This window comes from Nocardioides sp. OK12 (assembly GCF_024341885.1).
Classification (GTDB): domain Bacteria; phylum Actinomycetota; class Actinomycetes; order Propionibacteriales; family Nocardioidaceae; genus Nocardioides; species Nocardioides marinisabuli.
Genome location: NZ_BNET01000007.1, coordinates 130,155 through 153,222, shown reverse-complemented (window position 1 = coordinate 153,222; position 23,068 = coordinate 130,155). Strand labels below are relative to the sequence as shown.

The window sequence follows — 23,068 nt, the reverse complement described above, 5'->3', positions numbered from 1 at the left end:
GCTCGGGGCCGCGGTGTCTGTCCGGGCCGGTCGGCTGGTTGTGCCTAGAGTGACGGCGTGAGCGACCCCCGGCCCGACCGCGCCGCCCTCGCGGACCCGATGATCGAGGCCCGCGGCCTGCGCAAGAGCTTCGAGGGGTTCGAGGCCGTGCGCGGCATCGACGTCGACGTGCGGCGTGGGGAGGCCTTCGGCTTCCTGGGCCCCAACGGGGCGGGGAAGTCCTCGACGATGCGGATGGTCGCGGCCGTCTCGCCCGTCACCAGCGGGCGGCTGAGGATCCTGGGCCTCGACCCCGCGGTCGACGGCCCCGCGATCCGGGCCCGGATCGGGGTCTGCCCCCAGGAGGACACCCTCGACACCGAGCTCTCGGTGCGCGACAACCTCTACGTCTACGGGCGCTACTTCGGGATGGGGCGCCGCGAGGTGCGCGAGCGCGTCGCCGAGCTGCTCGACTTCGTGCAGCTCTCCGACAAGGCCGACGCGCGCGTCGAGGGCCTGTCGGGCGGCATGAAGCGCCGCCTGACGATCGCCCGCTCGCTGGTGAACTCGCCCGAGCTGCTGCTCCTCGACGAGCCCACCACCGGGCTCGACCCGCAGGCGCGCCACGTGGTGTGGGAGCGGCTCTTCCGGCTCAAGCAGCAGGGGGTCACCCTGGTCCTGACCACGCACTACATGGACGAGGCCGAGCAGCTCACCGACCGGCTGGTGGTGATGGACAAGGGCCTCGTGGTCGCCGAGGGGTCGCCGCTGCAGCTGATCCGGGAGCACTCGACCCGCGAGGTCGCCGAGCTGCGCTTCGGCGTCGCCGAGCCCGGCGCGGGCCACGAGCGGCTCGTCGAGCGGGTCGCCGACCTCGCCGAGCGGGTGGAGGTGCTGCCCGACCGGTTGCTGCTCTACACCGGCGACGGCGAGGAGACCCTGGCCAAGGTGCACGAGCGCGGGCTGGAGCCGGTGGCCACGCTCGTGCGGCGCGCCTCGCTGGAGGACGTGTTCCTGCGCCTGACCGGACGGACGCTGGTCGAGTGACGAGCAGCGCACCGACCGGCACCCTGGGCGGCGCCCTGCGGCTGGTCGACTACTGGGCCACCGTCTACCGCCGCACCTGGCGCGGCAGCATCGTGACGTCGTTCGTCACACCGTTGCTCTACGTGCTGGCGATGGGCGTCCTGCTGGGCGGCTTCGTCGAGGCCGACGCCGAGGTGCTGGAGGGCGCGACGACGTACCTGGCCTTCGTGGTGCCGGGCATGGTGGCGGCGACCACGATGACCACGGTGGTGGGCGAGGTGACCTACCCGGTGATGGCGATGGTGAAGTGGAACAAGACCTACTACTCCATGACCGCCACCCCGCTCGCCGTGCCCGACATCGTGCTGGCCCACCTGGGCTTCGTGGCCTTCCGCGTCACCGTCACCGCGGCGGTGTTCCTGGCCGTCACCGCGCCCTTCGGGGTCTACGAGTCGCTGCCCGGGGTGCTGGCCGCGCTGGTGGTGCAGGTGCTGCTCGGGATGGCCTTCGCGGCCCCGGTCTACGCCTTCGCCGCCGGGCTGCGCGACGAGACCGCCTTCGCGCTGGTCTTCCGGCTCGGGATGATCCCGATGTTCCTCTTCTCCGGCGCCTTCTTCCCCGTCGCCAACCTCGACGCGCCCCTCGAGGCGCTGGCGCGCGCCACGCCGCTGTGGCACGGCGTCGACCTGACCCGGATGCTGGTGCTGGGCGTGCCCGACTGGTCGATGGTGCTCGTGCACGTGGGCTACCTGCTCGCCCTCGTGGCGCTCGGCTGGTGGTGGGCCCTGCGGCGCCTGACCCGGAGGCTCGCCCAGTGATGGTGACCGCGAGCACCGGGCTCATCCTGCAGCGCAACTTCCTGGCCTACCGGAGGGTCTGGTGGATCTTCGCCACCGGCTTCCTCGAGCCGGTGCTCTACCTGTTCTCGATCGGCGTCGGCGTCGGCGCGCTGATCAGCGGCTTCGAGGTCGGCGGCCGCGAGATCCCGTACGCCGAGTTCGTCGCCCCCGGCATGCTCGCCGCGTCGGCGATGAACGGCGCGGTGCTCGACTCGACGTTCAACTTCTTCTTCAAGCTCAAGTACTCCAAGCTCTTCGACCAGATGCTCGCCACCCCGCTGACCACCAGCGACATCGCCCGCGGCGAGCTGGCGTGGTCGCTGCTGCGCGGCGGCCTCTACTCGCTGGGCTTCCTGCTGGTGATGCTGGCGATGGGGCTGGTCTCGTCGTGGTGGGCGGTGCTGGTGCTGCCGGCGGCGCTGCTCATCGGGCTGGCGTTCGGGGCCGTGGCCATGGCCCTGACCACCTTCATGCGCTCGTGGCAGGACTTCGAGCTGGTGACCCTGACCACGCTGCCGATGTTCCTGTTCTCGGCGACCTTCTTCCCGGTCACGACCTACCCGGGGGTGCTGCGGTGGGTGGTGGAGGCGACGCCGCTCTACCGCGGCGTGGTGCTGTGCCGCGAGCTCACCACCGGTGCCGTCTCGTGGGACTCCGCGGTCTCGGTGGTCTACCTGGTCGCGATGGGCCTGGTCGGCCTGCTGGTCGCCCGCCGGCGGCTCGACTCGCTCCTGCTGACCTGAGCCACGCACAATGAGCCCGTGAGGCACACGGAGTTCTGGGCACGGCTCGACGAGGCGCTGGGCAGGGAGTCGGCGGGCTCGTGGGCCGAGCTGTTCGTGCTCCAGGAGCTCGGCAGCCGCACCACCCGGCAGGCGCTCGACGCGGGCGTCCCGCCCAAGCAGGTCTGGGCCGCGGTCTGGCGCGCCCTCGAGCTGCCCGAGCGCTACCGGTGACCGGGGTCGTCCCGCAGTCGTCCACGACAGCGGCCGCGCAGCGCCGCACGGTCGCGACCCTGGTGCTGACCCAGGCCGTCGGTGCGGTCGGCATCACCATCGGCATCGCCACCGCCTCGCTGCTGGCGCGCGACATCTCCGGCAGCGAGGGGCAGGCCGGCCTCGCGCAGACCTTCCAGGTGCTGGGCGCGGCGCTGGCGTCGTACGTGCTGGCGCGGGTGATGGCGGTGCGCGGGCGCCGCCCGGGCCTGACGACCGGCTACCTGCTGGGGGCCACCGGGGCGGTCCTCGCCGTGGTCGCCGGCAGCATCGGCTCGATGCTGCTGCTCCTGGTCGGCGCGGTGCTGCTGGGCTCGACGACGGCGGCCAACAACGCCGCCAGGTACGCCGCCACCGACCTCGCCGGGCCCGCCCAGCGCGGCCGGGCCCTCGCTGTCGTGGTGTGGGCGACCACCATCGGCGCGGTCGCCGGGCCCAACCTGACCGGCCCGGCAGCGGCGCTGGCGCGCTGGCTGGGCCTCCCCGAGCTGACCGGCCCGTTCGCGCTGGGCAGCGTGGGGATGCTGCTGGCCGCCGCCGTGGTCAGCACCTTCCTGCGCCCCGACCCGCTGCTGCTGGCCCGCGAGGTCGCCGGCACCGCGGGGCAGGTGCCGGCCGGCACCTCCTGGAGCCGCGTGGGGGCCGCGGTGCGCGAGCGCCCGGTCCTGCTGGCCGCGGTCGTGGCGCTCGCGGGCGCGCACGCCGCGATGGTCGCGGTGATGGTGATGACGCCGCTGCACATGGAGCACGGCGGGGCCGAGCTGCGGGTGATCGGTGTCGTCATCAGCGTGCACGTGCTGGGCATGTTCGCCTTCGCGCCGCTGGTGGGCTGGCTCGCCGACACCGCCGGTCGCCCGGTCACCCTGGGCGCCGGGGGAGTCGTCCTCGTCGTGGCGCTGGTGCTCTCGGCCGCCGCGCCCGAGGGCTCCTCGCCGCAGATCTTCGGGGGGCTCTTCCTGCTCGGGCTGGGCTGGTCGTTCGCCACCGTCGCGGCCTCGACGCTGATCGCCGACCACGCGCCCCTCGGGGCGCGCGCCGACGTGCAGGGCTCCGCCGACCTGGTGATGAACCTGGTGGCCGCCGCCGGCGGCGGCCTGGCGGGGGTGGTGGTCGCGCTGGCGGGCTACCCCGCGCTGTCGCTCGCCTCCGTCGTGCTGGCCCTGGCCGTCCTCGGCGCCGGGGTCGCCGCGCACCGCCTCACCCCCGTGGCGGGCCCGGGCGCCCTGCCGGACCTGACAGAGTGAGCGCCATGAACGAGACGCGTGCTGACGTCGCCGTGATCGGCGGCACCGGCTTCTACTCCTTCCTCGAGGACCCCGAGACCGTCCGGGTCGAGACGCCGTACGGCGACCCCTCGGCGCCGGTCTCGATCGGCACGGTCGCCGGCCGGCGGGTGGCCTTCCTGCCCCGCCACGGCACCGCCCACGAGTACGCGCCGCACACCATCCCCTACCGCGCGAACCTGTGGGCGCTGCGCTCGCTGGGCGTGCGCCAGGTGCTGGCCCCCTGCGCCGTCGGCGGGCTGCGCGACGAGGTCGCCCCCGGCGACGTGGTGGTGCCCGACCAGATGGTCGACCGGACCTACCGCCGGGTGCCGTCGTACGTCGAGGGCGGCGCGGTGCACCTGCCCTTCGGCGACCCCTACTGCGACCGCCTGGCCGGCGCGGTGACCGGCGCGGCCGACGACGTGCGCCACGGCGGCACGATGGTCATCGTCGAGGGCCCCCGCTTCTCCACCCGCGCCGAGTCGCGCCACTACGCCGACCAGGGCTGGTCGCTGATCAACATGACCGGGCACCCCGAGGCGGCGCTGGCCCGCGAGATGCTGCAGTGCTACACCCCGATCGCGCTGGTCACCGACATGGATGCGGGGGCCGAGAACGGCGAGGGGGTCGGCCAGGCCGAGGTCTTCGCGCGGTTCAAGGCCAACCTCGAGCGGCTCACCGGCCTGCTCAGCGCCGCCATCGAAGCGCTGCCCGACCCCGAGGGCTGCTCCTGCTCGACCTGGGCGGACGACGTGGAGCTCACCTACCAGGTGCCCGGGCTGTGAAGGTCCTGCTGACCGGCTCGGCCGGCTTCATCGGCGGCGCGGTCGCCGAGCGGCTCGAGGCCGACGGTGACGAGGTGGTGCGCGTCGACCTGATGCTCGACAAGGCGCACGGCGCCAGCGCCGCACCCGAGGGCACCCACCAGCTCGACGTGCGCGACGCCGACGGCTGGGGCGACCTGCTGCACGGCGTCGACGTCGTGTGCCACCAGGCGGCGATGGTCGGCGCCGGCGTCACGGTCGCCGACCTGCCGCTCTACGCCGGTCACAACGACCTCGGCACCGCCGTGCTGCTCGCGGCGATGCACGAGGCAGGGGTGCACCGGCTGGTGCAGGCCTCGAGCATGGTCGTCTACGGCGAGGGCCGCTACACCTGCCCCGAGCACGGCGAGCAGGTGCCGGCCACCCGCCCCCGCGAGGCGCTCGAGGCCGGCCGCTTCGAGAACCCCTGCCCGGTGTGCGGCGAGCCGCTGGGCTGGGCGCTGGTCGACGAGGACGCCCGGCTCGAGCCGCGGTCGAGCTACGCCGCCAGCAAGGTCGCCCAGGAGCACTACGCCATCGCCTGGGTGCGCCAGGCCGGCGCCGCCGCGGTGTCGCTGCGCTACCACAACGTCTACGGCCCGCGGATGCCCCGCGACACGCCGTACTCCGGGGTGGCGGCGATGTTCCGCTCCTCGCTCGAGCGCGGCGAGGCGCCCCAGGTCTTCGAGGACGGACGCCAGGTGCGCGACTTCGTGCACGTCGACGACGTGGCCCGGGCCAACGTGGCGGCGCTGCACGCGGTCCGCGAGGCGCCCGAGGGGCACCACCGGGCCTACAACGTGGCCTCGGGCCACCCGGTAGGCATCCGCGACGTCGCGGCCCTCGTCGCGCGTGGCACCGGCAGCGACATCGAGCCCGAGGTGACCGGCGGCTACCGTCTCGGCGACGTGCGGCACGTCGTGGCCTCGCCCCAGCGGGCCACCGACGAGCTCGGCTTCACCGCGAGCGTGCACCCCGACGAGGGGCTGCCCGCCTTCGCCACCGCGCCGCTGCGCGACTGAGGGGAGGCCCGAGGGGGGCACCGGGCCTCCTCACCAGGACGTGTAGAGCAGGTGCTGGACCACCAGCGCCCAGCCCACCTGCAGCCCCAGGCCCCAGCGCCGCCAGGCGCCGGGCAGCAGGGCCGCGGCGATGGTCAGCCACGGCATGAACGGCAGCCAGATCCGCTCGACCTCCGACTTGCTCATCCGCGACAGGTCGGCGACCGCGATCGCGACCACCGCCCCGAGCACCAGCACGGCCACGGTGCGGGTGCCCGGCCCCAGCGCGTCGTCGCGCAGCAGCCGCGCCCGGGCGCCGGCGTGGGCCAGCGCGGCGCCCACCAGCGGTCCGGCGCTGACCGCGAGCGCGGCCAGGTTGCCCCACATCCAGTACCAGGCCGGCCGGTCGCCGGCGATGCCGTCCCAGTAGCGCTCGGTGAGCACCGGGTAGGCCTCCCACCACGCGAAGCCGGCCGCGGCCATCGCCAGCACCGGCACCAGCGCGGCGAGCACGGCCACGGGCAGCGGGCGCCACGAGCGGGCCGCGACGAGGACCGCGAGGGCGACCGCGCCCATCAGCCCCATGCCGTAGGAGAGCAGCACGCTGCAGCCCAGCACGAGGCCGGCGGCCGCCGACCAGCCGATCCAGGCCCGGCCGCCGGCCACCGCCCCGCGGGCCAGCAGGGCGAGCCCGGCCGCGGTGACGGCGGTGAAGACGGCGTCGGCCGAGACGGCCATGAAGACGGCCGTGGGGGAGAGGACCAGGAAGGGGGCCGCGCGGCGTGCCAGCGCCTCCGCGTCGAGGGTGCGCAGCAGCGCCAGCACCGACAGCGCCGTCGTGGCGCCCACGAGCGTGACCACCATGCCGGCGGCGAAGGAGCCGCCCAGGCCCACACGCACCAGCCCGACGAAGAACAGCAGCGCCAGCGGCGGGTGGCCGGCCGCCTGCGTGGGCCAGTTGTCGGGGTGGCTGTAGGGGATCCGGTCGACGTAGGTGCGCAGCATCTCCGGCACGTCGTCGACCTCGCGGGCGCTGGGCAGGTACTCCGAGGAGTGGTCGAGCACCCGGGCGACGCCCTCGGTGCCGTCGACGAACGCGAGCGAGAGCATCCACGCCAGCGCGACGGCGTACGACGCCACGAGCAGCCGGCCCCACGACGCCGTCGCGGCGAAGCGGGGGAACCAACCCAGCCCGACGACGCCGACCAGGACGGCCGGGGCGGTGCCGGGGCCGAGCAGCTTGGGGTCCCAGAAGCCGTGCAGCGGCGGTGAGGCCCACGGGTGCGCCGAGCGGCTCGCCCGGCTCCAGGTCTCCCAGTCGAGCAGGACCGGCAGCGCGAAGGCCGCCACGACCAGCACCAGCGTCAGCACGAGCCCCGTGGAGGCGGCGCGGGAGCGCTGGGCGGGCTCGGTGGCTCGGGTGGGCATGCCCAGACCCTAGAGGCGCGGCCACGAGGGGGGTGGGACGCGCCCGTCTAGGCTCCCAGCCATGCCCCTCGCCGACCTCGTCCTGCCCTGCCGCGACGAGGCGCCCGCCCTCGAGGCGCTGCTGCCCCGCGTGCCGTCCGAGTTCGCGGTCGTCGTCGTCGACAACGGCTCGCGCGACGCGACCGCCGAGGTCGCCGCGCGGCTGGGGGCCACGGTGGTGCACGAGAGCGTGCCGGGCTACGGCGCCGCGGTCCACGCCGGCCTGCTCGCCGCCACCCACGACTACGTCGCCTTCATGGACGGCGACGGCAGCTTCGACCCCGACGAGCTGCTGGTGCTGCTCGACGACGTGGTCTCCGGGCGGGCCGACGTCGCGGTGGGGCGGCGCCGACCGGTCACCCGGGGGGTGTGGCCCTGGCACGCGCGGATGGGCAACGCTCTGATCGTCGCCTGGCTGAGACGGAGGATCGCGATGGACGCGCACGACATCGCCCCCATGCGGGTCGCCCGCCGGCAGGCGCTGCTCGACCTCGGCGTCGAGGACCGTCGCTTCGGCTACCCCGTCGAGCTGCTGCAGAAGCTCACGCTGGCCGGCTGGCGCGTCAGCGAGCACGACGTCGCCTACCACCCCCGCGCCGAGGGCACCCGCTCGAAGGTCTCCGGCTCGGTCAAGGGGACCCTGCGCACCGCCCGCGACTTCTGGCGGGTGCTCTCGTGACCGGCGGGGCGCCGCTGCGGGTCCTGGTCGTTGCCAAGGCCCCGGTCGCGGGTCGCGTCAAGACCCGCCTCGGTGCCGACGTGGGCGACGACGTGGCCGCCGAGGTCGCCGCCGCCTGCCTGCTCGACACCCTCGAGGCGGCCAGCGCCGCCGTCGGCGACGAGCACTGCCACCTCAGCCTCGCCGGCGACCTGACGGGGGCCGTGCGTGGCGAGGAGATCCTCGCTGCCACCCGCGGATGGCGCACCACCGCCCAGGTCGGCGACGGCTTCGACGAGCGCCTCGCCCACGCGCACGCCGCGGTGGCCGCCAGCGGACCCGGCCCGGTGGTCCAGGTGGGCATGGACACCCCCCAGGTCACCGCCGGGCTGCTGCTCGACGCTGCCGCACCGCTCGCCACGCACGACGCCGTGCTCGGGCCCGCCGACGACGGCGGCTGGTGGGTGCTCGCCCTGCGCGACCCGGCCGCCGCCAGCGTGCTGGCCGGCGTCGAGATGTCCACCCCGACGACGTACGACGACACGCGGGCGGCGCTGGAGGGCGCCGGGCTGTCCGTGGGCGGCACCCGGGTGCTGCGCGACGTCGACACGGTCGACGACGCCGAGGCCGTGCTGGGCGAGATCGCCCCCGGCAGCCGGTTCGCCGGCGCGTGGCGGGGGCTGGTGGCGCCGTGAGCGTGCGCGACGAGCCCTTCACCAGCGTCTTCGCGATGGCGCTGCAGGGCACGCCCTGCCGGGTGGTGGGCCTCGACGGCGGGCCCTCCGACCTGCCGATGGGCGAGTGGACCCGGGAGGCCGACGCCGACGACCTGGCCCTCCTCGCCCTGTGCCAGGGCCCCACCCTCGACATCGGCTGCGGGCCCGGTCGGATGGCCGCGGCCCTGGCGCGCCTGGGCCACGCCGTGCTCGGCATCGACGTGGTGCCCGAGGCCGTCGAGCAGACCAGGCGTCGCGGGGCGCTGGCCATGCTGCGCGACCTCTACGACGACCTCCCCGGCGAGGGGCGGTGGCACACGGCCCTGCTGGCCGACGGCAACGTCGGCATCGGTGGCGACCCGGTGGCGCTGCTGCGCCGGGCGGGCGCGCTGCTCGGCCCCGGTGGCCGCGTCGTGGTCGAGGTGGCGGCGCCCGGGGTGGCGCTGAGCACCCGGTGGGTCAGCCTCGAGACCGGCGAGGCGCGCAGCCGACCGTTCCTGTGGTCGGTGCTCGGCGTCGACGACGTCCACGACGTCGCCGCGCGGGCAGGCCTGCGGGTCGAGTCGTGCCGGTCGGTCGGCAGCGGGCGGCGCTGGGCCGCGGTGCTGCAGGCCGACCGATGACCCCGCCGCGGCTGCCGAGCCCGGCGGCACTGCCCGACGAGACGTCGTTCTCCTCGCGGCTGCGCAGCGCAGCGGTCTCGGCGCGGGTGGGCACCGTGCTCGGCGTCTGCTTCGCCGTGGCCTTCCTCACCGGCCTGGTCAGCCACTACGCGCAGAACCCGTCCCAGCCGGTGCCCTTCCCGACCAGCCCGGCCTGGGGCTACCGCCTCACCCAGGGCCTGCACGTCATCAGCGGCACCGCCGCGGTGCCGCTGCTGCTGGTCAAGCTCTGGACCGTCTACCCGCTCCTGCTGGCCCGGCCCTCGCTGCGGCTGCGGCGCCTGGTCGTCGAGCTCGCCGAGCGCCTGTCCATCCTGCTGCTCGTGGGGGCCGCGCTCTTCCTGCTCGTCACCGGGCTGCAGAACGTCAGCCACTGGTACCCCTGGGCGTTCTCCTTCCGCTCCACCCACTACGCGATGGCCTGGATCGCCATCGGGGCCCTGGTGCTGCACGTCGCGGTGAAGCTGCCGGTCATCCGGCACGCGCTGGGCCACGACGTCGACGACACCACCCACGACCGCAGCGAGCACGGCGACCACGAGGGCCGGTTGAGCCGCCGCGGGCTGCTGCGTGCGACCTGGGTGGCCACCGGGGCGGTGGTCCTGGCGACGGCGGGCTCGACCGTGCCGTGGCTGCGCCGGGTCTCGGTCCTGGCCGTCCGCTCGGGCGAGGGCCCGCAGGGCGTGCCCGTCAACAAGACCGCGGAGGACGCGGGCGTCACCGACCTGGCGCGCGACCCCGGCTACCGCCTCGAGGTCGTCAACGGCGCGCGCAGCGTGTCGCTGACCCGCGAGGACCTGCTGGCGCTGCCGCAGCGCAGCGAGGAGCTGCCGATCGCGTGCGTCGAGGGCTGGAGCGCCTCGGGCACCTGGAGCGGGGTGCGCCTGCGCGACCTGCTCGACCTGGTCGAGGCGCCCCCGGGCTCCGAGGTCGTCCTCCGCTCGCTGCAGGAGTCCGGGCCCTTCCGGGTGACGCTGCTGCCGGCGAACTTCGCCGACGACGACCGCACCCTGGTTGCCCTGGGGCTGGCGGGGGAGGAGCTCGACATCGACCACGGCTACCCGGCCCGGCTGATCGCCCCCAACCGTCCCGGGGTGCTCCAGACCAAGTGGCTGGGCACGATCGAGGTGCGCACGTGAGCGGGGTGCGCGCGGTGGGCCCGGGGCGCCTGGTGCTCGGGGCCCTCGGTGCTGCGGTGACGGCGTACGGCGCCTGGCTGCTGTGGTCGCGCCGCGAGCCGGCCGACGTGCTCGACGCGGCCGTGTGGGCCGGCGGCGCGGTGCTGGTGCACGACGTGCTGCTGGCGGCGGTGCTCGTGGTGGCCGGGTTCGTGCTGGCCCGCCTGGTGCCGCGCGTGGCGCGGGGCCCGGTGGCGGCCGGGGGCGTGGTGCTGGGCAGCCTGACGCTGGTGGCGGTGCCGGTGCTGGGCGGGTTCGGGCGGCGCACCGACCCGACCAACGAGACCCTGCTCGACCGCGACTACGTCGCCGGCTGGCTGGTGCTCGCGGGGCTGGTGGTGCTCGTGCTGCTGGTGGTGGCGGCCCGCGTGCTGGTGACCCGGCGCACGCGACGCGGCGGCGACACGCCGGCCTGACGTCCCACCTCGAACAGGTGTTCGGCATACTGTGGTCGTACAGGTGGCGTGCGGGACACCGTTCTCCACAGGCCCGGGTCGACAGGTCCGGGCTTGTCGGTGGGCCCCTCTAGCGTCGGCCACGACGACAGACAACTGGAACGACCGCGGTGCCGCAGGCGCCGCCCACGGACGGAGACATCATGGCTGGTGCAGACCGCGACAAGGCGCTCGACGCCGCACTGCTCAACATCGAGAAGCAGTTCGGCAAGGGGTCGGTGATGCGCCTCGGTGACGAGACGCGCGCCCCCCTCGAGGTGATCCCGACGGGCTCGATCGCCCTCGACGTGGCGCTGGGCCTCGGTGGCCTGCCGCGCGGGCGCGTGGTGGAGATCTACGGCCCGGAGTCCTCGGGCAAGACGACGGTCGCCCTGCACGCGGTGGCCAACGCCCAGCGCGCCGGCGGCATCGTGGCCTTCATCGACGCCGAGCACGCCCTCGACCCCGAGTACGCCAAGAATCTCGGTGTCGACACCGACGCCCTGCTGGTCTCCCAGCCCGACTCCGGTGAGCAGGCGCTCGAGATCGCCGACATGCTGATCCGCTCGGGCGCGCTCGACCTGATCGTCATCGACTCGGTTGCGGCGCTGGTGCCCCGCGCCGAGATCGAGGGCGAGATGGGCGACAGCCACGTCGGCCTCCAGGCCCGCCTGATGAGCCAGGCGCTGCGCAAGATGACCGGTGCCCTCAACAACTCCGGCACCACCGCGATCTTCATCAACCAGCTGCGCGAGAAGATCGGCGTGATGTTCGGCTCGCCCGAGACCACCACCGGTGGTCGCGCGCTGAAGTTCTACTCCTCGGTGCGCCTCGACGTGCGCCGCATCGAGACGCTCAAGGACGGCCAGGACATGGTCGGCAACCGCACCCGCTGCAAGGTCGTCAAGAACAAGGTCGCGCCGCCGTTCAAGCAGGCCGAGTTCGACATCATGTACGGCAAGGGCATCAGCCGCGAGGGCGGCCTGATCGACGTCGGCGTCGAGGCGGGCCTCGTACGCAAGGCCGGTGCCTGGTACACCTACGACGGCGACCAGCTGGGCCAGGGCAAGGAGAACGCGCGGACCTTCCTGCGCGACAACCCCGACCTGGCCAACGAGCTGGAGAAGAAGATCCTCGAGAAGCTGGGCGTCGGCCCGCAGGTCGACGCCGAGGCGCCCGCCGCGGCCGACCCGGTGGGCGTCGACGACTTCTGAGCCGGAGGCACGACGACGTGGGTGACCTGCGCGAGGACCGTCCGCCGCCCGACTGGGCGGGGGACGTGTCCCTCGGCGTGGACGCCTGGACCCAGCGCGAGGAGCCGGCGAGCCCACCACCGGCGGTGCCGGCCGACCCGGTCGCCGACGGCCCGGAGGCCGACCCCGAGTCGGTCGCGCGCACCATCCTGCTCGACCAGCTGACCGGGCGGGCGCGCAGCCGCAAGGAGCTGGCCGACAAGCTGGCCGCCAAGCTGGTGCCCGAGGAGATCGCGACCCGGCTGCTCGACCGCTTCGAGGAGGTCGGCCTCGTCGACGACGAGGCCTTCGCCCGGGCCTGGGTCGCCGCGCGCGGGCCGGGGGAGCACGCGACGGGTCGGCGGCTGGCGCCGCGGGCCCTGGCCCAGGAGCTGCGCCGCAAGGGTGTCGACGACGCCCTGGTCAAGGAGGTGCTCGAGGACGTCGACCCCGACGACGAGGAGCAGTCGGCGCGGGTCCTGGTGCGCAAGAAGCTGCGCTCGGTGGCCCGGGTCGACGACACCACCGCGACCCGACGCCTGGTGGGGATGCTGGCCCGCAAGGGCTACGGCTCCTCGCTGGCCTTCTCCGTGGTGCGCGAGGAGCTCGCCGGGCGCGAGCGCCCCGACGAGCAGCAGCCGGACCAGCCGGACCAGCCGGAGGAGTGAGACGGCAGGTGGCAGGATGCCCCGCGTGATCGCCGAGCACCTGCGCCTGTCCCCGGGCCCCGTCGACCTGACCGCGCTGCCCACCGACGCCACCCCCGGCTTCGACGGCGGCAAGTCCGAGGGCAAGGAGGCGCTCGAGGAGCTGGGCTCCGAGCTCAGCGACCTGCAGGAGCGCCTCTACGCCGAGGGCCGCAGCGGCGGCACCCGCAGCGTGCTGCTGGTGCTGCAGGGCATGGACACCTCGGGCAAGGGCGGGGTGGTGCGCCACACCGTGGCGCTCGTGGACCCCCAGGGCATCGAGGTCACCGCCTTCGGCCCGCCGACCGAGGAGGAGCTGGCCCACGACTTCCTGTGGCGGGTGCGACGGGCGCTGCCGGCCCCGGGCCGCATCGGCGTCTTCGACCGCTCCCACTACGAGGACGTGCTGGTGGCCAAGGTGCGCGGACTCGTGGAGGCCGACGAGGTCGAGCGGCGCTACGACGCCATCAACGAGCTCGAGGCCGAGCTGCTCGCGCAGGGCACCCCGGTGCTCAAGTGCTTCCTGCACATCTCGCCCGACGAGCAGCGCGAGCGCCTGCTCAAGCGTCTCGACCGGCCCGACAAGCACTGGAAGTTCGACCCGGTCGACATCGACGACCGCCAGCTCTGGCCGCAGTACCGCGCCGCCTACGAGACGGCGCTGGAGCGCACCAACACCGAGGTCGCGCCGTGGTACGTCGTCCCGGCCGACAAGAAGTGGTACCGCAACCTCGCCGTCGGGCTGCTGCTGCGCGACACGCTGGTGCACCTGGGCCCGACCTGGCCCGACGCCGACGTCGACGTCGAGGCCCAGCGCCGGCGGCTGCTCGACGAGGAGCCGGTGAGGTGAGCGGGCTGTCGCGGGTGGCGGTCTCGCGCTACGTCACGCCGCTGCGCGAGGGCGGCAGCCTGCCGGGCGTCGTGGAGGCCGAGGACCTGGGCACCTACGTGTGCAAGTTCCGCGGGGCCGGTCAGGGCCTGCGGGTGCTGGTCGCCGAGGTGGTCGTCGCCGAGCTCGCCCGACGGGTCGGGCTGCGCACCCCGCGGCTCGTGGTGCTCGACCTCGACGAGGAGCTGGCCCGCTACGAGGCCGACGAGGAGGTCCAGGACCTGCTGCGGGCCAGCGTCGGGGCCAACCTGGGTGTCGACTTCCTGCCCGGCTCGTTCGGCTTCGACGGCGCCCTGCCGTCGGGGTCCGGGCCCGACGAGGCCGCCCGCGTGCTGTGGCTCGACGCCTTCACCGCCAACGTCGACCGGTCCTGGCGCAACCCCAACCTGCTGGTCTGGCACGACGACCTGTGGGTCATCGACCACGGCGCGTCCCTCTACTTCCACCACGGCTGGCCCGGCGGCAGCCTCGAGCGCGCCGGGGCCGCCGAGCGCTTCGCCCAGCAGCCCTGGAACGTCGACGACCACGTGCTGCACGAGCACCTCGACCGCCTCGCCGCGGTCGACGAGACGGTGCGCGCCGAGCTCGGCGCCGACGACCTGCCCGAGGTGCTCGCGCAGGTGCCCGACGAGTGGCTCGAGCCGGTGCCGGGCGCGCGGACGCCGGCCGAGGTGCGCGCGGCGTACGTCGAGCTGCTCACCGCCCGGCTCGCGACGCGTGCCTGGCTGCCGACCGCGGTGGGGGGCGCCCGATGAGCCCGACCAGCCCGGTCAGCCCGGTCAGCCCGACCAGTCTCGTCGCCTACCAGTACGTCACGCTGCGCTGCGTGCCGCGCGTGGACCGCGAGGAGTTCCTCAACGTCGGCGTCGTCGTCTACGCCCAGGCCCACGACTACCTCGACGCGGCCTGGCACGTCGACCGCGAGCGCCTGGCGGCGCTCGACCCCGGTCTCGACCTCGACCGGGTGTGCGAGGCGCTCGAGACCGTGCGCGGGGTCTGCGCCGGAGACGCCGCGGCGGGCGCCGCGGCCGGCCACCCGCTGAGCCAGCGCTTCGGGTTCCTCAAGGCGCCCCGCAGCACCGTGCTGCAGCCGGGGCCGGTGCACGGTGGCCTGACCCGCGACCCGGCCCGCCAGCTCGAGCACCTGCTGGAGCGGCTGGTCCGCTGAGGAGCGCCCCGCCGCGAGCCACGGGTCAGCGGTGAGCCAGCAACCGTTCGGTCGTCGAGAACGGTTGCCGGCTCACCGCCGGTGCTCAGACCGGGACGAGCTCGACCGCGCCCACGGCGTAGCGCGCCAGCACCGTGCGGGCGATCTCGGGGTGGGCACCCAGCGGCTCGGAGACCGCGATCGCGCCCGCCTCGAGCGACAGCTCGGCGGCGCGGTCGGGCAGGAAGCCGGGGGCCAGGAAGAGCGAGGCGACGGCGATGTGGCGTCGACCCTGGGCGCGGAAGGCACGCACGGCCTCGCCGGCGGCGGGCGGGGCGGCCGAGGCGAACGCCGCGGTCACCGGCAGCTTGTGGTGCGCGCCCCACAGCCGGGCCATCCGGGCGACGCTCTGGTTGGCCAGCGCGTCGCTGGAGCCCGCGGCCGCCAGCACCAGGGCGTCGAGCTCGCGCACCCGGGAGCGCTTGAGCGCCTCGCGCATCCGCACGTCGAGGACCTCGAGGAAGGAGCTCTCCAGGCCCAGCACCTTGGTGGCGCGGATCCGCAGGTGCGGGTGCCGCGCGGTCGCGGCCTCGATGACGGCCGGGACGTCGACCGTGGCGTGGTGGGCCTCGGTGAGCAGCAGCGGGACGACCACGATCTCGTCGTGGCCGGCGCGCACCAGCTTGTCCACGACGGTCTGGAAGGAGGGCTTGGCCAGCTCGAGGAAGGCCTTCTCGATGCGCAGGTCGGGGCGCGAGGCCCGGACCTCGTCGACGAGGGCGCCGATCGTCGCGGCGGAGCGGGGGTCGCGGCTGCCGTGGGCCAGGGCCACCAGGGCGGGAGCGGTCATGCGAGGGACCTCCTCGGGTCGGTCGTGCGGTGCTGGAGCGCGGGGTGGCGGGGGGTCATACGTGGATCCCGCACTCGGTCTTGGTGGTGCCGGCCCACCGGCCGCTGCGGGCGTCGTCGCCGGGGGCGACGCGCCGCGTGCAGGGCCAGCAGCCGATGGAGGGGTAGCCGTCGTGGACCAGCGGGTTGACCAGCACGCCGTTCTCGGCGATGTAGGTCTCGACCTGCTCGTCGGACCAGCGGGCGATGGGGGAGACCTTGACCTTCTGCTTGCGCGCGTCCCAGCCGATCACCGGGGCGATCACGCGGTCGTGGGTCTCGGCGCGGCGCAGCCCCGTGGCCCAGGCGTCGTACGACGCGAGCGTGCGGCGCAGCGGCTCGACCTTGCGCATCGCGCAGCAGCGGTCGGGGTCGGTGCGGAAGAGGTCGGCGCCGTGCTCGGCGTCCTGCTCGGCGACGCTGAGCTCGGGGTGCACGGTGCGCACGGTGACGTCGAGGGTGGCCTCGACGGCGTCGCGGGTGCCGATGGTCTCGACGAAGTGGTAGCCGGTGTCGAGGAAGACCACGTCGATGCCGGGCACGACCTTGGAGGCGAGGTGCGCCAGCACCGCGTCCCCCATCGAGGAGGTGATCGCGAAGCGGTCGCCGAAGGTGGCCGCGGCCCACTCGATGATCGTCTCGGCCGGGGCCAGCTCGAGCTCGGCACCCCAGTGCGACACGATCTCGCGCAGCTGCTCGGGGCTGCGGCCCTCGGTGCTGGTGGCGCGGTTGGCCCGCGCGGCACGGGTGGCGGCGGTGCTCACGAGGGGCCGCCGTCGACGAGCGACTCCGGGCGCAGCTGGCCGATCATCTTGAGCGAGAAGGCGCGCAGGCAGGAACGGCAGGCCCACTGCCCGTGCGGGGAGCTCACGGTGCCGTCGGCGTCGAGCACCTCGTGGGGGCGCAGGTCGTCGTCGCCGCAGTAGGGGCACTGGTAGGGCACCGCGCGCTCGCTCATGCGGGCACCTCGGGGGCGTCCCCGCGCAACCTGGCCTCGTCGGCGCGCGCCACCCAGTCGGCGAACGGCTCGGTGGGGCCGGTGCGGTCGAGGAGGTAGTGCGAGACGACGTTGACGACGTAGTCGCCGAGCCCGGCGCTGGTGACCTTGTGGGCGCGCAGCTTGCGCCCGAAGTTGGCGCCCAGCCCGGTGGCGCCGCCCAGGTGCACCTGGAAGCCCTCGACCTGGGCGCCCTCGTGAGTGACCAGCTGGCCCTTGAGCCCGATGTCGGCGACCTGGGTGCGCGCGCAGGCGTTGGGGCAGCCGTTGACGTTGATGCTGATCGGCACGTCGAGGTCAGGCAGGCGCTGCTCGAGCTCGGCGACCAGGTCGCGGGCGCGGTTCTTGGTGTCGACGATGGCCAGCTTGCAGAACTCGATGCCGGTGCAGGCCATCGTGTTCTGGCGCCAGCCCGACGGGCGCGCCGAGAGCCCGATGGCGTCGAGCCGGGCCACGAGGTCCTCGATCCGGGCCGGGTCGGCGCCCAGCAGCACGATCTTCTGGTACGCCGTGAGGCGGGCGCCCGCGAGCCCGAACTCCTCGATGACGTCGGCGAGCTCGACCAGCGTGGTGCCGGAGATGCGGCCCACGACCGGGGCCACGCCGACGTACTTGAGCCCGTCGACCTGGTCGTGCACGCCGATGTGGTCGCGGTGGGCCCGCGGGGTCTGCGGCGACTCGCAGTCGACGAGGCGGCGGTGCAGGTACTCGTTCTCGAGGACCTCGCGGAACTTCTCGACGCCCCAGTCGGAGACCAGGAACTTCAGCCGGGCCCGCGAGCGCAGCCGGCGGTAGCCGTAGTCGCGGAAGACAGCGGCGACGCCGGCCCACGCGTCGGCGACCTCGTCGAGCGGGATCCACACGCCCAGCTTCTGGGCCAGCATCGGGTTGGTCGACAGGCCGCCGCCGACCCACAGGTCGAAGCCGGGGCCGTGCTCGGGGTGCACGGTCCCGACGAAGGAGATGTCGTTGGTCTCGGGGGAGACGTCGTGCGAGGGGTGCCCGGTCAGGGCGGTCTTGAACTTGCGCGGCAGGTTCGCGTACTCGGGGTCGCCGATGTAGCGGCGGTTGATCTCGGCCAGGGCCGAGGTGCCGTCGATGATCTCGTCGGCGGCCACGCCGGCCAGCGGCGAGCCGAGGAAGGGACGGGGCGAGTCGCCGCAGGCCTCCAGCGTGCTGAGCCCGGCGGCCTCGAGCCGCTCCCAGATCTGCGGCACGTCCTCGATGCGGATCCAGTGGTACTGGATGTTCTGGCGGTCGGTGACGTCGGCGGTGTCGCGGGCGAAGTCGACGCCCACGCTGCCCAGCGCCCGCACGGCCTCGGCGCCCAGCAGGGTGCCGTCGGTGCGCACCCGCATCATGAAGAAGCGGGCGTCGAGCTCCTCCTCGGACAACGTCGCGGTCTTGCCGCCGTCGAACCCGGGGGCGCGCTGGGTGTAGAGGCCCATCCAGCGGAACCGGCCGCGCAGGTCGGCGGGGTCGATCGAGTCGAAGCCGCGGCGCGAGTAGGTGTGCAGGATGCGGGCCCGCACGTTGAGCGGGTTGTCGTCCTTCTTGGCCTGCTCGTTCTTGTTGAGCGGCTCGCGGTAGCCCAGGGCCCACTGGCCCTCGCCGCGCTTGGGCCGCGGGCGAGCAGGAGAGGCCGGGGGAGTGAGGAGCTCGGTCATCGGGTCGTCCTTCGGGAGCGGGGTGCGCGGCCGACGTGGGGGCTGCGCGGGAGTGGGGCGGCTCAGGAAGGTCGACACATGGCGCTGCGGGTGCGCCCGAGGTCCACGTGGCGGCGGACCACCAGGTAGATGTGGGTCTCGGCGAGGCTCATGGCAGACAGTCTCAACTTCTGGACCCTGGTCTCACAAGACGAAATCTCATGCAGTGAGATGGCGATCCCGACATCTGGACTCCACGACCGGCGGCTGCGCTCATCGAGCGCCCGACTGCGGTGCAGGTCACACTGCCGGGACCGCCGTACGCCGCCGGGCCGCGAGCCCGCGCCCCGCGCGCTGCGTAGGCTGTGGGCCATGACCGACGACCTGTCCCGCCTGTCCAGCAGCGCCTACTCCCAGGCACTCGAGGTCATCGCCTCGGTGGAGCCGCGGATCGCCGAGGCGACCCGCGCCGAGCTCGCCGACCAGCGTGCCTCGCTCAAGCTCATCGCCAGCGAGAACTACGCCTCGCCGGCCGTGCTGATGACGATGGGCACCTGGTTCAGCGACAAGTACGCCGAGGGCACCGTCGGCCACCGCTTCTACGCCGGCTGCCAGAACGTCGACACCGTCGAGTCGATCGCCGCCGAGCACGCCCGGGAGCTCTTCGGTGCGGAGTACGCCTACGTGCAGCCGCACTCGGGCATCGACGCCAACCTGGTCGCCTTCTGGTCGATCCTGGCGCACCGCGTCGAGGGCCCGTGGCTGGAGAAGGCCCAGGCCAAGAATGTCAACGAGCTCACCGACGCCGACTGGGAGGAGCTGCGCCGCGAGCTGGGCAACCAGCGCCTGCTCGGCATGAGCCTCGACGCCGGCGGCCACCTGACGCACGGCTTCCGCCCCAACATCAGCGGCAAGATGTTCCACCAGCAGCAGTACGGCACCGACCCCGGGACCGGGCTGCTCGACTACGACAAGGTCGCGGCCAAGGCGCGCGAGTTCAAGCCCCTGGTGCTGGTGGCCGGCTACTCCGCCTACCCCCGCCGGGTCGACTTCGCGAAGATGCGCGAGATCGCCGACGAGGTCGGCGCGACGCTGATGGTCGACATGGCCCACTTCGCCGGCCTGGTGGCCGGCAAGGTGTTCACCGGCGACGAGGACCCCGTCCCGCACGCCCACATCGTCACCTCGACCACCCACAAGTCGCTGCGCGGTCCGCGCGGCGGCATCGTGCTGGCCACCGAGGAGTACGCCCCCAGCGTCGACCGCGGCTGCCCGATGGTGCTCGGCGGCCCGCTCTCGCACGTGATGGCCGCCAAGGCCGTCGCCTTCGCCGAGGCCCGCCAGGACTCCTTCCGCGGCTACGCCCAGCAGGTCGCCGACAACGCCAAGTCGCTGGCCGAGGGCTTCCTGACCCGCGGCACCGACCTGGTCACCGGCGGCACCGACAACCACCTGGTGCTGGTCGACGTCAGCAAGTACGGCCTCACCGGCCGCCAGGCCGAGTCGGCGCTGCTCGAGGCCGGCGTGGTCACCAACCGCAACTCGGTGCCCGCCGACCCCAACGGCGCCTGGTACACCTCGGGCATCCGCCTGGGCACCCCGGCGCTGACCACCCGCGGCTTCGGCCACGACGAGTTCGACGCCGTCGCCGACCTGATCGTCGAGGTGCTCTCGAACACCCAGCCCGGCACCACCAAGGCCGGCGGGCAGTCCAAGGCCTCGTACGTGCTCGCCGACGGCGTCGCCGACAAGGTCAAGGCACGCTCGGCCGAGATGCTCGACAAGCACCCGCTCTACCCCGGCCTCGAGCTGAGCTGACCCGGGCTGACCCGGGCTGACCCGGGCCGACCACCCCGGCCCCGGGCTCAGCCCAGGGTCGGGGTGGTGCGCTCCACGACCGCGCGCAGGTCGCCGCCGTCGAGCGCACCCAGCACGCCGTCGTACGACGGGCTGAGCCGGGAGGCGCAGAAGATGTCGGCCACCTCGGGCGGGGCGAAGCGCACCAGCAGCGAGCCCTGCAGCACCGCGGCCATCCGCGAGGCCAGGCGGCGTGCGCCCCGCTCCATCGCCTCCGGCTCGCCCATCAGCGAGCCGATCAGGGCCAGGGTGTCCTCGATGGCGCGGTCGAGGCGCGCGTCGCCGCCGCGGGCCCGCCCGACCTCGGTGATCCAGGCGTCGAGCACCTCGGGCTCGCGGCCCAGGGCGCGCAGGACGTCGAGGGCGTTGACGTTGCCGGAGCCCTCCCACACCGAGTTCAGCGGCGCCTCGCGGTAGAGCAGCGGCATCACCGACTCCTCGACGTAGCCGTTGCCGCCCAGGCACTCGAGGGCCTCGGCGACCATCATCGGCGTGCGCTTGCAGACCCAGAACTTCGCCAGCGGCAGCGCGATGCGCCGCAGCGCCGCCTCGTGCGGGTCGGCCAGGCCGTCGACGGCCGAGGCCAGGCGCAGCGCCAGGGCGGTGGCGGCCTCCGACTCGACGGCCAGGTCGGCCACGACGTTCTGCATCAGCGGCTTGTCCACCAGGCGCGAGCCGAAGGCCGAGCGGTGGGTCACGTGCCAGGAGGCCTCCGAGACCGCGCGGCGCATCAGCGAGGCCGATCCGAGGACGCAGTCGAGGCGGGTGGCGGCCACCATCTCGATGATGGTGCGCACGCCGCGGCCCTCGTCACCGAGGCGCACCGCGACCGTGCCGTCCATCTCCAGCTCGGAGGAGGCGTTGGAGCGGTTGCCGAGCTTGTCCTTGAGGCGCACCACGTCGAGCTGGTTGCGGGTGCCGTCGGGCAGCACCCGCGGCACCACGAAGCAGGTGACCCCGCCGTCGGTCTGGGCCAGCACCAGGAAGACATCGTTCATCGGCGCCGAGGTGAACCACTTGTGCCCGTGCAGCGTGTAGGTGCCGTCGAGGCCGCCCGAGGGCTGCGCCCGCGTCACGTTCGCGCGCACGTCGGAGCCGCCCTGCTTCTCGGTCATGCCCATGCCCGCGAGCGCCCCGAGCTTCTCGCTGGGGTTGCGCACGCCCGGGTCGTAGCGGCGCGAGGCCAGCAGCGGGGTCCACTCCTTGGCGATCGCCTCGTCGGCGCGCAGCGCCGGCACCGCGGCGTACGTCATCGAGATCGGGCAGCCGTGGCCCGGCTCGGTGTGCGACCACGCCATGAAGCCGGCGGCGCGGCGCAGGTGGGCGTGCTGGGCGCCCTCGGCCTGCTCCTCCCACGGGGTGGCGGCCAGGCCGTGGCCCACGGCGCGCTCCATCAGCCAGTGCCACGAGGGGTGGAAGGCGACCTCGTCGATGCGGTGGCCGTAGCGGTCGTAGGGGACCAGCTCGGGGTGGTGCTCGTTGGCGAGCTGGCCGTGCTCGCGGGCCTCGGCCGACCCGGCCTCGGCGCCGAGACCCACGATGCTGTCGAGCGTCTCCTGGGTGCCGTGGCGCAGCACGCCCTCGGTGAGGGCGGTGTCGGCGGTGACCACGTTGTGGCCGGTGAGCGGGGGAGCCTGGTTGGTCACGACGCGCAGGTCCGCGCGCGCGCTGCTGGAGGTCTGCATGCGGATACCGTAGGCGCATGGCCTCGCAGACCGGTGGGACCTCCCAGCTGCGCGAGGCGCTCGAGGCCCGGGCACGACGGGTCGCCCACCTCGTGTGGCGTCTGGTGGTCACCACCGCCGGCGCCTGCCTGCGCTACCGGGTCACCGGTCTGGCCGCGGAGGCGGCCTTCTTCGCGGTGCTCTCGGTGCCGCCGCTCATCTTCGCCCTGGCCGGCGGTGTCGGCTACGTCTCCGATCAGTTCACGCCCGCCCAGGTCGAGGACGTGCGCCGGGCGATCCTCGAGGTCTCCTCGCGGCTGCTCACCGAGCGCGCCGTCGAGGACGTCATCGCCAAGACCATCGACGACGTCCTGGAGGGCGGCCGCTTCGACGTCATCTCGCTCGGCTTCGTGCTGGCGCTGTGGTCGGGTTCGCGGGCGCTCAACGTCTTCGTCGACACCATCACCGTGATGCACGGCCTGGGCGGGCACCGGGGGATCGTGAAGACCCGGGCGCTGTCCTTCGTGCTCTACGTGCTGGCGATGCTCACCGGCGTCATCTCGCTGCCGCTGGTGGTGGCGGGGCCGACCATGGTGCGCCAGGTGCTGCCCAACCGCGTCGACGTGCTGATGGCCTTCTACTGGCCGGTGGTGGTGGCGGTGTGCATCTGCTTCCTCGCCACGCTCTACCACCTCTCGGTGCCGGTGCGGACCAACTGGAGCTTCAACCTGCCCGGGGCGACCTTCTCGCTGCTGGCCTGGATCGGCGGCTCGTACCTGCTGCGCTGGGTGCTGACCGTCACCGCGGCCGAGTCGCGCTCGATCTACGGTCCGCTGGCGGCCCCGATCGCGGTGCTGCTGTGGCTCTACCTGCTGGCGCTGGCGGTGCTGATCGGCGCGGCCGTCAACGCCGCCTTCGACACCGTCTTCCCGCAGTCGGCGACCACGCGCGCCCGCCTCGAGCTGGTCCAGCGGCTGCGGGCCCGCATGTCGCGGGACCGCCTCGCACCGCTCGAGGAGCCCGTCGAGTAGGTTCGCCC

General features: G+C 74.0%; 25 protein-coding genes. 19 read left to right on the top strand and 6 right to left on the bottom strand.

Annotation, left to right across the window (positions count from 1 at the left end; translation table 11 throughout):
- Nucleotides 1–99 precede the first annotated feature (99 nt).
- Genes OCU29_RS17890 through OCU29_RS17860 form a run of 7 tightly spaced genes read left to right on the top strand, consistent with a single transcriptional unit; the run spans nucleotide 100 to nucleotide 5,929 of the window.
- Nucleotides 100–1,026 carry an ABC transporter ATP-binding protein gene (locus OCU29_RS17890; RefSeq protein ID WP_261820990.1) on the top strand — a complete coding sequence of 309 codons (927 nt, stop codon included), beginning with the start codon at nucleotides 100–102 and terminating at the stop codon, nucleotides 1,024–1,026.
- Nucleotides 1,023–1,823: an ABC transporter permease gene (locus tag OCU29_RS17885; protein WP_261820979.1), complete on the top strand. Its 801-nt coding sequence runs from the start codon at nucleotides 1,023–1,025 to the stop codon at nucleotides 1,821–1,823. The genes OCU29_RS17890 and OCU29_RS17885 overlap by 4 nt, the downstream gene beginning before the upstream one ends.
- Nucleotides 1,823–2,587 (top strand): ABC transporter permease, encoded by a 765-nt coding sequence (locus OCU29_RS17880; RefSeq protein ID WP_261820989.1) that lies wholly within the window; start codon nucleotides 1,823–1,825, stop codon nucleotides 2,585–2,587. The genes OCU29_RS17885 and OCU29_RS17880 overlap by 1 nt, the downstream gene beginning before the upstream one ends.
- 18 nt (nucleotides 2,588–2,605) lie before the next feature.
- The gene (locus tag OCU29_RS17875) at nucleotides 2,606–2,800 is read left to right on the top strand and encodes a DUF3046 domain-containing protein (RefSeq protein WP_179616307.1); all 195 of its coding nucleotides are present in this window, start codon (nucleotides 2,606–2,608) and stop codon (nucleotides 2,798–2,800) included.
- Nucleotides 2,797–4,083, top strand: a complete 1,287-nt coding sequence (locus OCU29_RS17870; RefSeq protein WP_261820978.1) for an MFS transporter — start codon at nucleotides 2,797–2,799, stop codon at nucleotides 4,081–4,083. The genes OCU29_RS17875 and OCU29_RS17870 overlap by 4 nt, the downstream gene beginning before the upstream one ends.
- A gap of 5 nt (nucleotides 4,084–4,088) precedes the next feature.
- Nucleotides 4,089–4,889, top strand: a complete 801-nt coding sequence (locus tag OCU29_RS17865) for an S-methyl-5'-thioadenosine phosphorylase (protein WP_261820977.1) — start codon at nucleotides 4,089–4,091, stop codon at nucleotides 4,887–4,889.
- On the top strand, nucleotides 4,886–5,929 hold the full coding sequence (locus OCU29_RS17860) for an NAD(P)-dependent oxidoreductase (RefSeq protein ID WP_261820976.1): 1,044 nt from the start codon (nucleotides 4,886–4,888) through the stop codon (nucleotides 5,927–5,929). The genes OCU29_RS17865 and OCU29_RS17860 overlap by 4 nt, the downstream gene beginning before the upstream one ends.
- Before the next feature lie 30 nt (nucleotides 5,930–5,959).
- Here the strand turns inward: OCU29_RS17860 and OCU29_RS17855 are convergent, their stop codons facing one another.
- Complete coding sequence (locus OCU29_RS17855) at nucleotides 5,960–7,336, bottom strand: hypothetical protein (protein ID WP_261820975.1); 1,377 nt, start codon at nucleotides 7,334–7,336, stop codon at nucleotides 5,960–5,962.
- Nucleotides 7,337–7,397: 61 nt separating this feature from the next.
- On the opposite strand from OCU29_RS17855, the gene OCU29_RS17850 reads away from it, so the two are divergent.
- From OCU29_RS17850 to OCU29_RS17805, 10 genes are all read left to right on the top strand, one after another.
- Complete coding sequence (locus OCU29_RS17850; protein WP_261820974.1) at nucleotides 7,398–8,054, top strand: glycosyltransferase family 2 protein; 657 nt, start codon at nucleotides 7,398–7,400, stop codon at nucleotides 8,052–8,054.
- Nucleotides 8,051–8,728: a DUF2064 domain-containing protein gene (locus OCU29_RS17845; RefSeq protein WP_261820973.1), complete on the top strand. Its 678-nt coding sequence runs from the start codon at nucleotides 8,051–8,053 to the stop codon at nucleotides 8,726–8,728. The genes OCU29_RS17850 and OCU29_RS17845 overlap by 4 nt, the downstream gene beginning before the upstream one ends.
- Nucleotides 8,725–9,372 carry a bifunctional 2-polyprenyl-6-hydroxyphenol methylase/3-demethylubiquinol 3-O-methyltransferase UbiG gene (locus OCU29_RS17840; protein ID WP_261820972.1) on the top strand — a complete coding sequence of 216 codons (648 nt, stop codon included), beginning with the start codon at nucleotides 8,725–8,727 and terminating at the stop codon, nucleotides 9,370–9,372. Before OCU29_RS17845 ends, OCU29_RS17840 begins: the two co-directional genes overlap by 4 nt.
- The gene (locus tag OCU29_RS17835; protein WP_179616313.1) at nucleotides 9,369–10,550 is read left to right on the top strand and encodes a molybdopterin-dependent oxidoreductase; all 1,182 of its coding nucleotides are present in this window, start codon (nucleotides 9,369–9,371) and stop codon (nucleotides 10,548–10,550) included. Before OCU29_RS17840 ends, OCU29_RS17835 begins: the two co-directional genes overlap by 4 nt.
- On the top strand, nucleotides 10,547–11,005 hold the full coding sequence (locus OCU29_RS17830) for a hypothetical protein (protein ID WP_261820971.1): 459 nt from the start codon (nucleotides 10,547–10,549) through the stop codon (nucleotides 11,003–11,005). Before OCU29_RS17835 ends, OCU29_RS17830 begins: the two co-directional genes overlap by 4 nt.
- Before the next feature lie 182 nt (nucleotides 11,006–11,187).
- Complete coding sequence (gene recA / locus OCU29_RS17825) at nucleotides 11,188–12,237, top strand: recombinase RecA (protein ID WP_261820970.1); 1,050 nt, start codon at nucleotides 11,188–11,190, stop codon at nucleotides 12,235–12,237.
- A 17-nt stretch (nucleotides 12,238–12,254) separates the two neighbouring features.
- Entirely contained in the window at nucleotides 12,255–12,923 is a 669-nt protein-coding gene (locus tag OCU29_RS17820) for a regulatory protein RecX (protein WP_261820969.1), read from the top strand.
- 16 nt (nucleotides 12,924–12,939) lie between these two features.
- On the top strand, nucleotides 12,940–13,791 hold the full coding sequence (locus OCU29_RS17815) for a polyphosphate kinase 2 family protein (RefSeq protein WP_179616317.1): 852 nt from the start codon (nucleotides 12,940–12,942) through the stop codon (nucleotides 13,789–13,791).
- Entirely contained in the window at nucleotides 13,788–14,585 is a 798-nt protein-coding gene (locus tag OCU29_RS17810; RefSeq protein WP_261820968.1) for a HipA family kinase, read from the top strand. Before OCU29_RS17815 ends, OCU29_RS17810 begins: the two co-directional genes overlap by 4 nt.
- Nucleotides 14,582–14,998, top strand: a complete 417-nt coding sequence (locus tag OCU29_RS17805; protein WP_261820967.1) for a DUF3037 domain-containing protein — start codon at nucleotides 14,582–14,584, stop codon at nucleotides 14,996–14,998. Before OCU29_RS17810 ends, OCU29_RS17805 begins: the two co-directional genes overlap by 4 nt.
- A gap of 85 nt (nucleotides 14,999–15,083) precedes the next feature.
- On the opposite strand, the gene OCU29_RS17800 is transcribed toward OCU29_RS17805, so the two are convergent.
- The 4 genes from OCU29_RS17800 to OCU29_RS17785 are packed head-to-tail and all read right to left on the bottom strand — an operon-like array spanning nucleotide 15,084 to nucleotide 18,529.
- Nucleotides 15,084–15,827 (bottom strand): sirohydrochlorin chelatase, encoded by a 744-nt coding sequence (locus OCU29_RS17800; RefSeq protein ID WP_179616319.1) that lies wholly within the window; start codon nucleotides 15,825–15,827, stop codon nucleotides 15,084–15,086.
- A gap of 55 nt (nucleotides 15,828–15,882) precedes the next feature.
- Entirely contained in the window at nucleotides 15,883–16,629 is a 747-nt protein-coding gene (locus OCU29_RS17795; protein WP_179616320.1) for a phosphoadenylyl-sulfate reductase, read from the bottom strand.
- Complete coding sequence (locus OCU29_RS17790; protein WP_261820966.1) at nucleotides 16,626–16,823, bottom strand: hypothetical protein; 198 nt, start codon at nucleotides 16,821–16,823, stop codon at nucleotides 16,626–16,628. Before OCU29_RS17790 ends, OCU29_RS17795 begins: the two co-directional genes overlap by 4 nt.
- Nucleotides 16,820–18,529, bottom strand: a complete 1,710-nt coding sequence (locus OCU29_RS17785; protein WP_179616322.1) for a nitrite/sulfite reductase — start codon at nucleotides 18,527–18,529, stop codon at nucleotides 16,820–16,822. Before OCU29_RS17785 ends, OCU29_RS17790 begins: the two co-directional genes overlap by 4 nt.
- 351 nt (nucleotides 18,530–18,880) lie before the next feature.
- Here OCU29_RS17785 and OCU29_RS17780 point away from each other — a divergent pair, with 351 nt between their 5' ends.
- Nucleotides 18,881–20,326 (top strand): glycine hydroxymethyltransferase, encoded by a 1,446-nt coding sequence (locus OCU29_RS17780; RefSeq protein WP_179616323.1) that lies wholly within the window; start codon nucleotides 18,881–18,883, stop codon nucleotides 20,324–20,326.
- Nucleotides 20,327–20,373: 47 nt separating this feature from the next.
- On the opposite strand, the gene OCU29_RS17775 is transcribed toward OCU29_RS17780, so the two are convergent.
- Complete coding sequence (locus OCU29_RS17775) at nucleotides 20,374–22,050, bottom strand: acyl-CoA dehydrogenase family protein (protein WP_261820965.1); 1,677 nt, start codon at nucleotides 22,048–22,050, stop codon at nucleotides 20,374–20,376.
- Nucleotides 22,051–22,067: 17 nt separating this feature from the next.
- Here OCU29_RS17775 and OCU29_RS17770 point away from each other — a divergent pair, with 17 nt between their 5' ends.
- Nucleotides 22,068–23,060: a YihY/virulence factor BrkB family protein gene (locus OCU29_RS17770; RefSeq protein WP_261820964.1), complete on the top strand. Its 993-nt coding sequence runs from the start codon at nucleotides 22,068–22,070 to the stop codon at nucleotides 23,058–23,060.
- Nucleotides 23,061–23,068: the final 8 nt, after the last annotated feature.

Excerpts from the sequence above, each read along its gene's own strand:
- OCU29_RS17780 (WP_179616323.1), top strand. The coding sequence starts at position 18,881 with ATGACCGACGACCTGTCCCGCCTGTCCAGCAGCGCCTACTCCCAGGCA.
- OCU29_RS17815 (WP_179616317.1), top strand. The coding sequence starts at position 12,940 with ATGCCCCGCGTGATCGCCGAGCACCTGCGCCTGTCCCCGGGCCCCGTC.
- OCU29_RS17835 (WP_179616313.1), top strand. The coding sequence starts at position 9,369 with ATGACCCCGCCGCGGCTGCCGAGCCCGGCGGCACTGCCCGACGAGACG.
- OCU29_RS17890 (WP_261820990.1), top strand. The coding sequence starts at position 100 with ATGATCGAGGCCCGCGGCCTGCGCAAGAGCTTCGAGGGGTTCGAGGCC.
- OCU29_RS17805 (WP_261820967.1), top strand. The coding sequence starts at position 14,582 with ATGAGCCCGACCAGCCCGGTCAGCCCGGTCAGCCCGACCAGTCTCGTC.
- OCU29_RS17800 (WP_179616319.1), bottom strand. The coding sequence starts at position 15,827 with ATGACCGCTCCCGCCCTGGTGGCCCTGGCCCACGGCAGCCGCGACCCC.
- OCU29_RS17850 (WP_261820974.1), top strand. The coding sequence starts at position 7,398 with ATGCCCCTCGCCGACCTCGTCCTGCCCTGCCGCGACGAGGCGCCCGCC.
- OCU29_RS17785 (WP_179616322.1), bottom strand. The coding sequence starts at position 18,529 with ATGACCGAGCTCCTCACTCCCCCGGCCTCTCCTGCTCGCCCGCGGCCC.
- OCU29_RS17855 (WP_261820975.1), bottom strand. The coding sequence starts at position 7,336 with ATGCCCACCCGAGCCACCGAGCCCGCCCAGCGCTCCCGCGCCGCCTCC.
- recA (WP_261820970.1), top strand. The coding sequence starts at position 11,188 with ATGGCTGGTGCAGACCGCGACAAGGCGCTCGACGCCGCACTGCTCAAC.
- OCU29_RS17770 (WP_261820964.1), top strand. The coding sequence starts at position 22,068 with ATGGCCTCGCAGACCGGTGGGACCTCCCAGCTGCGCGAGGCGCTCGAG.
- OCU29_RS17775 (WP_261820965.1), bottom strand. The coding sequence starts at position 22,050 with ATGCAGACCTCCAGCAGCGCGCGCGCGGACCTGCGCGTCGTGACCAAC.
- OCU29_RS17880 (WP_261820989.1), top strand. The coding sequence starts at position 1,823 with ATGGTGACCGCGAGCACCGGGCTCATCCTGCAGCGCAACTTCCTGGCC.
- OCU29_RS17790 (WP_261820966.1), bottom strand. The coding sequence starts at position 16,823 with ATGAGCGAGCGCGCGGTGCCCTACCAGTGCCCCTACTGCGGCGACGAC.
- OCU29_RS17865 (WP_261820977.1), top strand. The coding sequence starts at position 4,089 with ATGAACGAGACGCGTGCTGACGTCGCCGTGATCGGCGGCACCGGCTTC.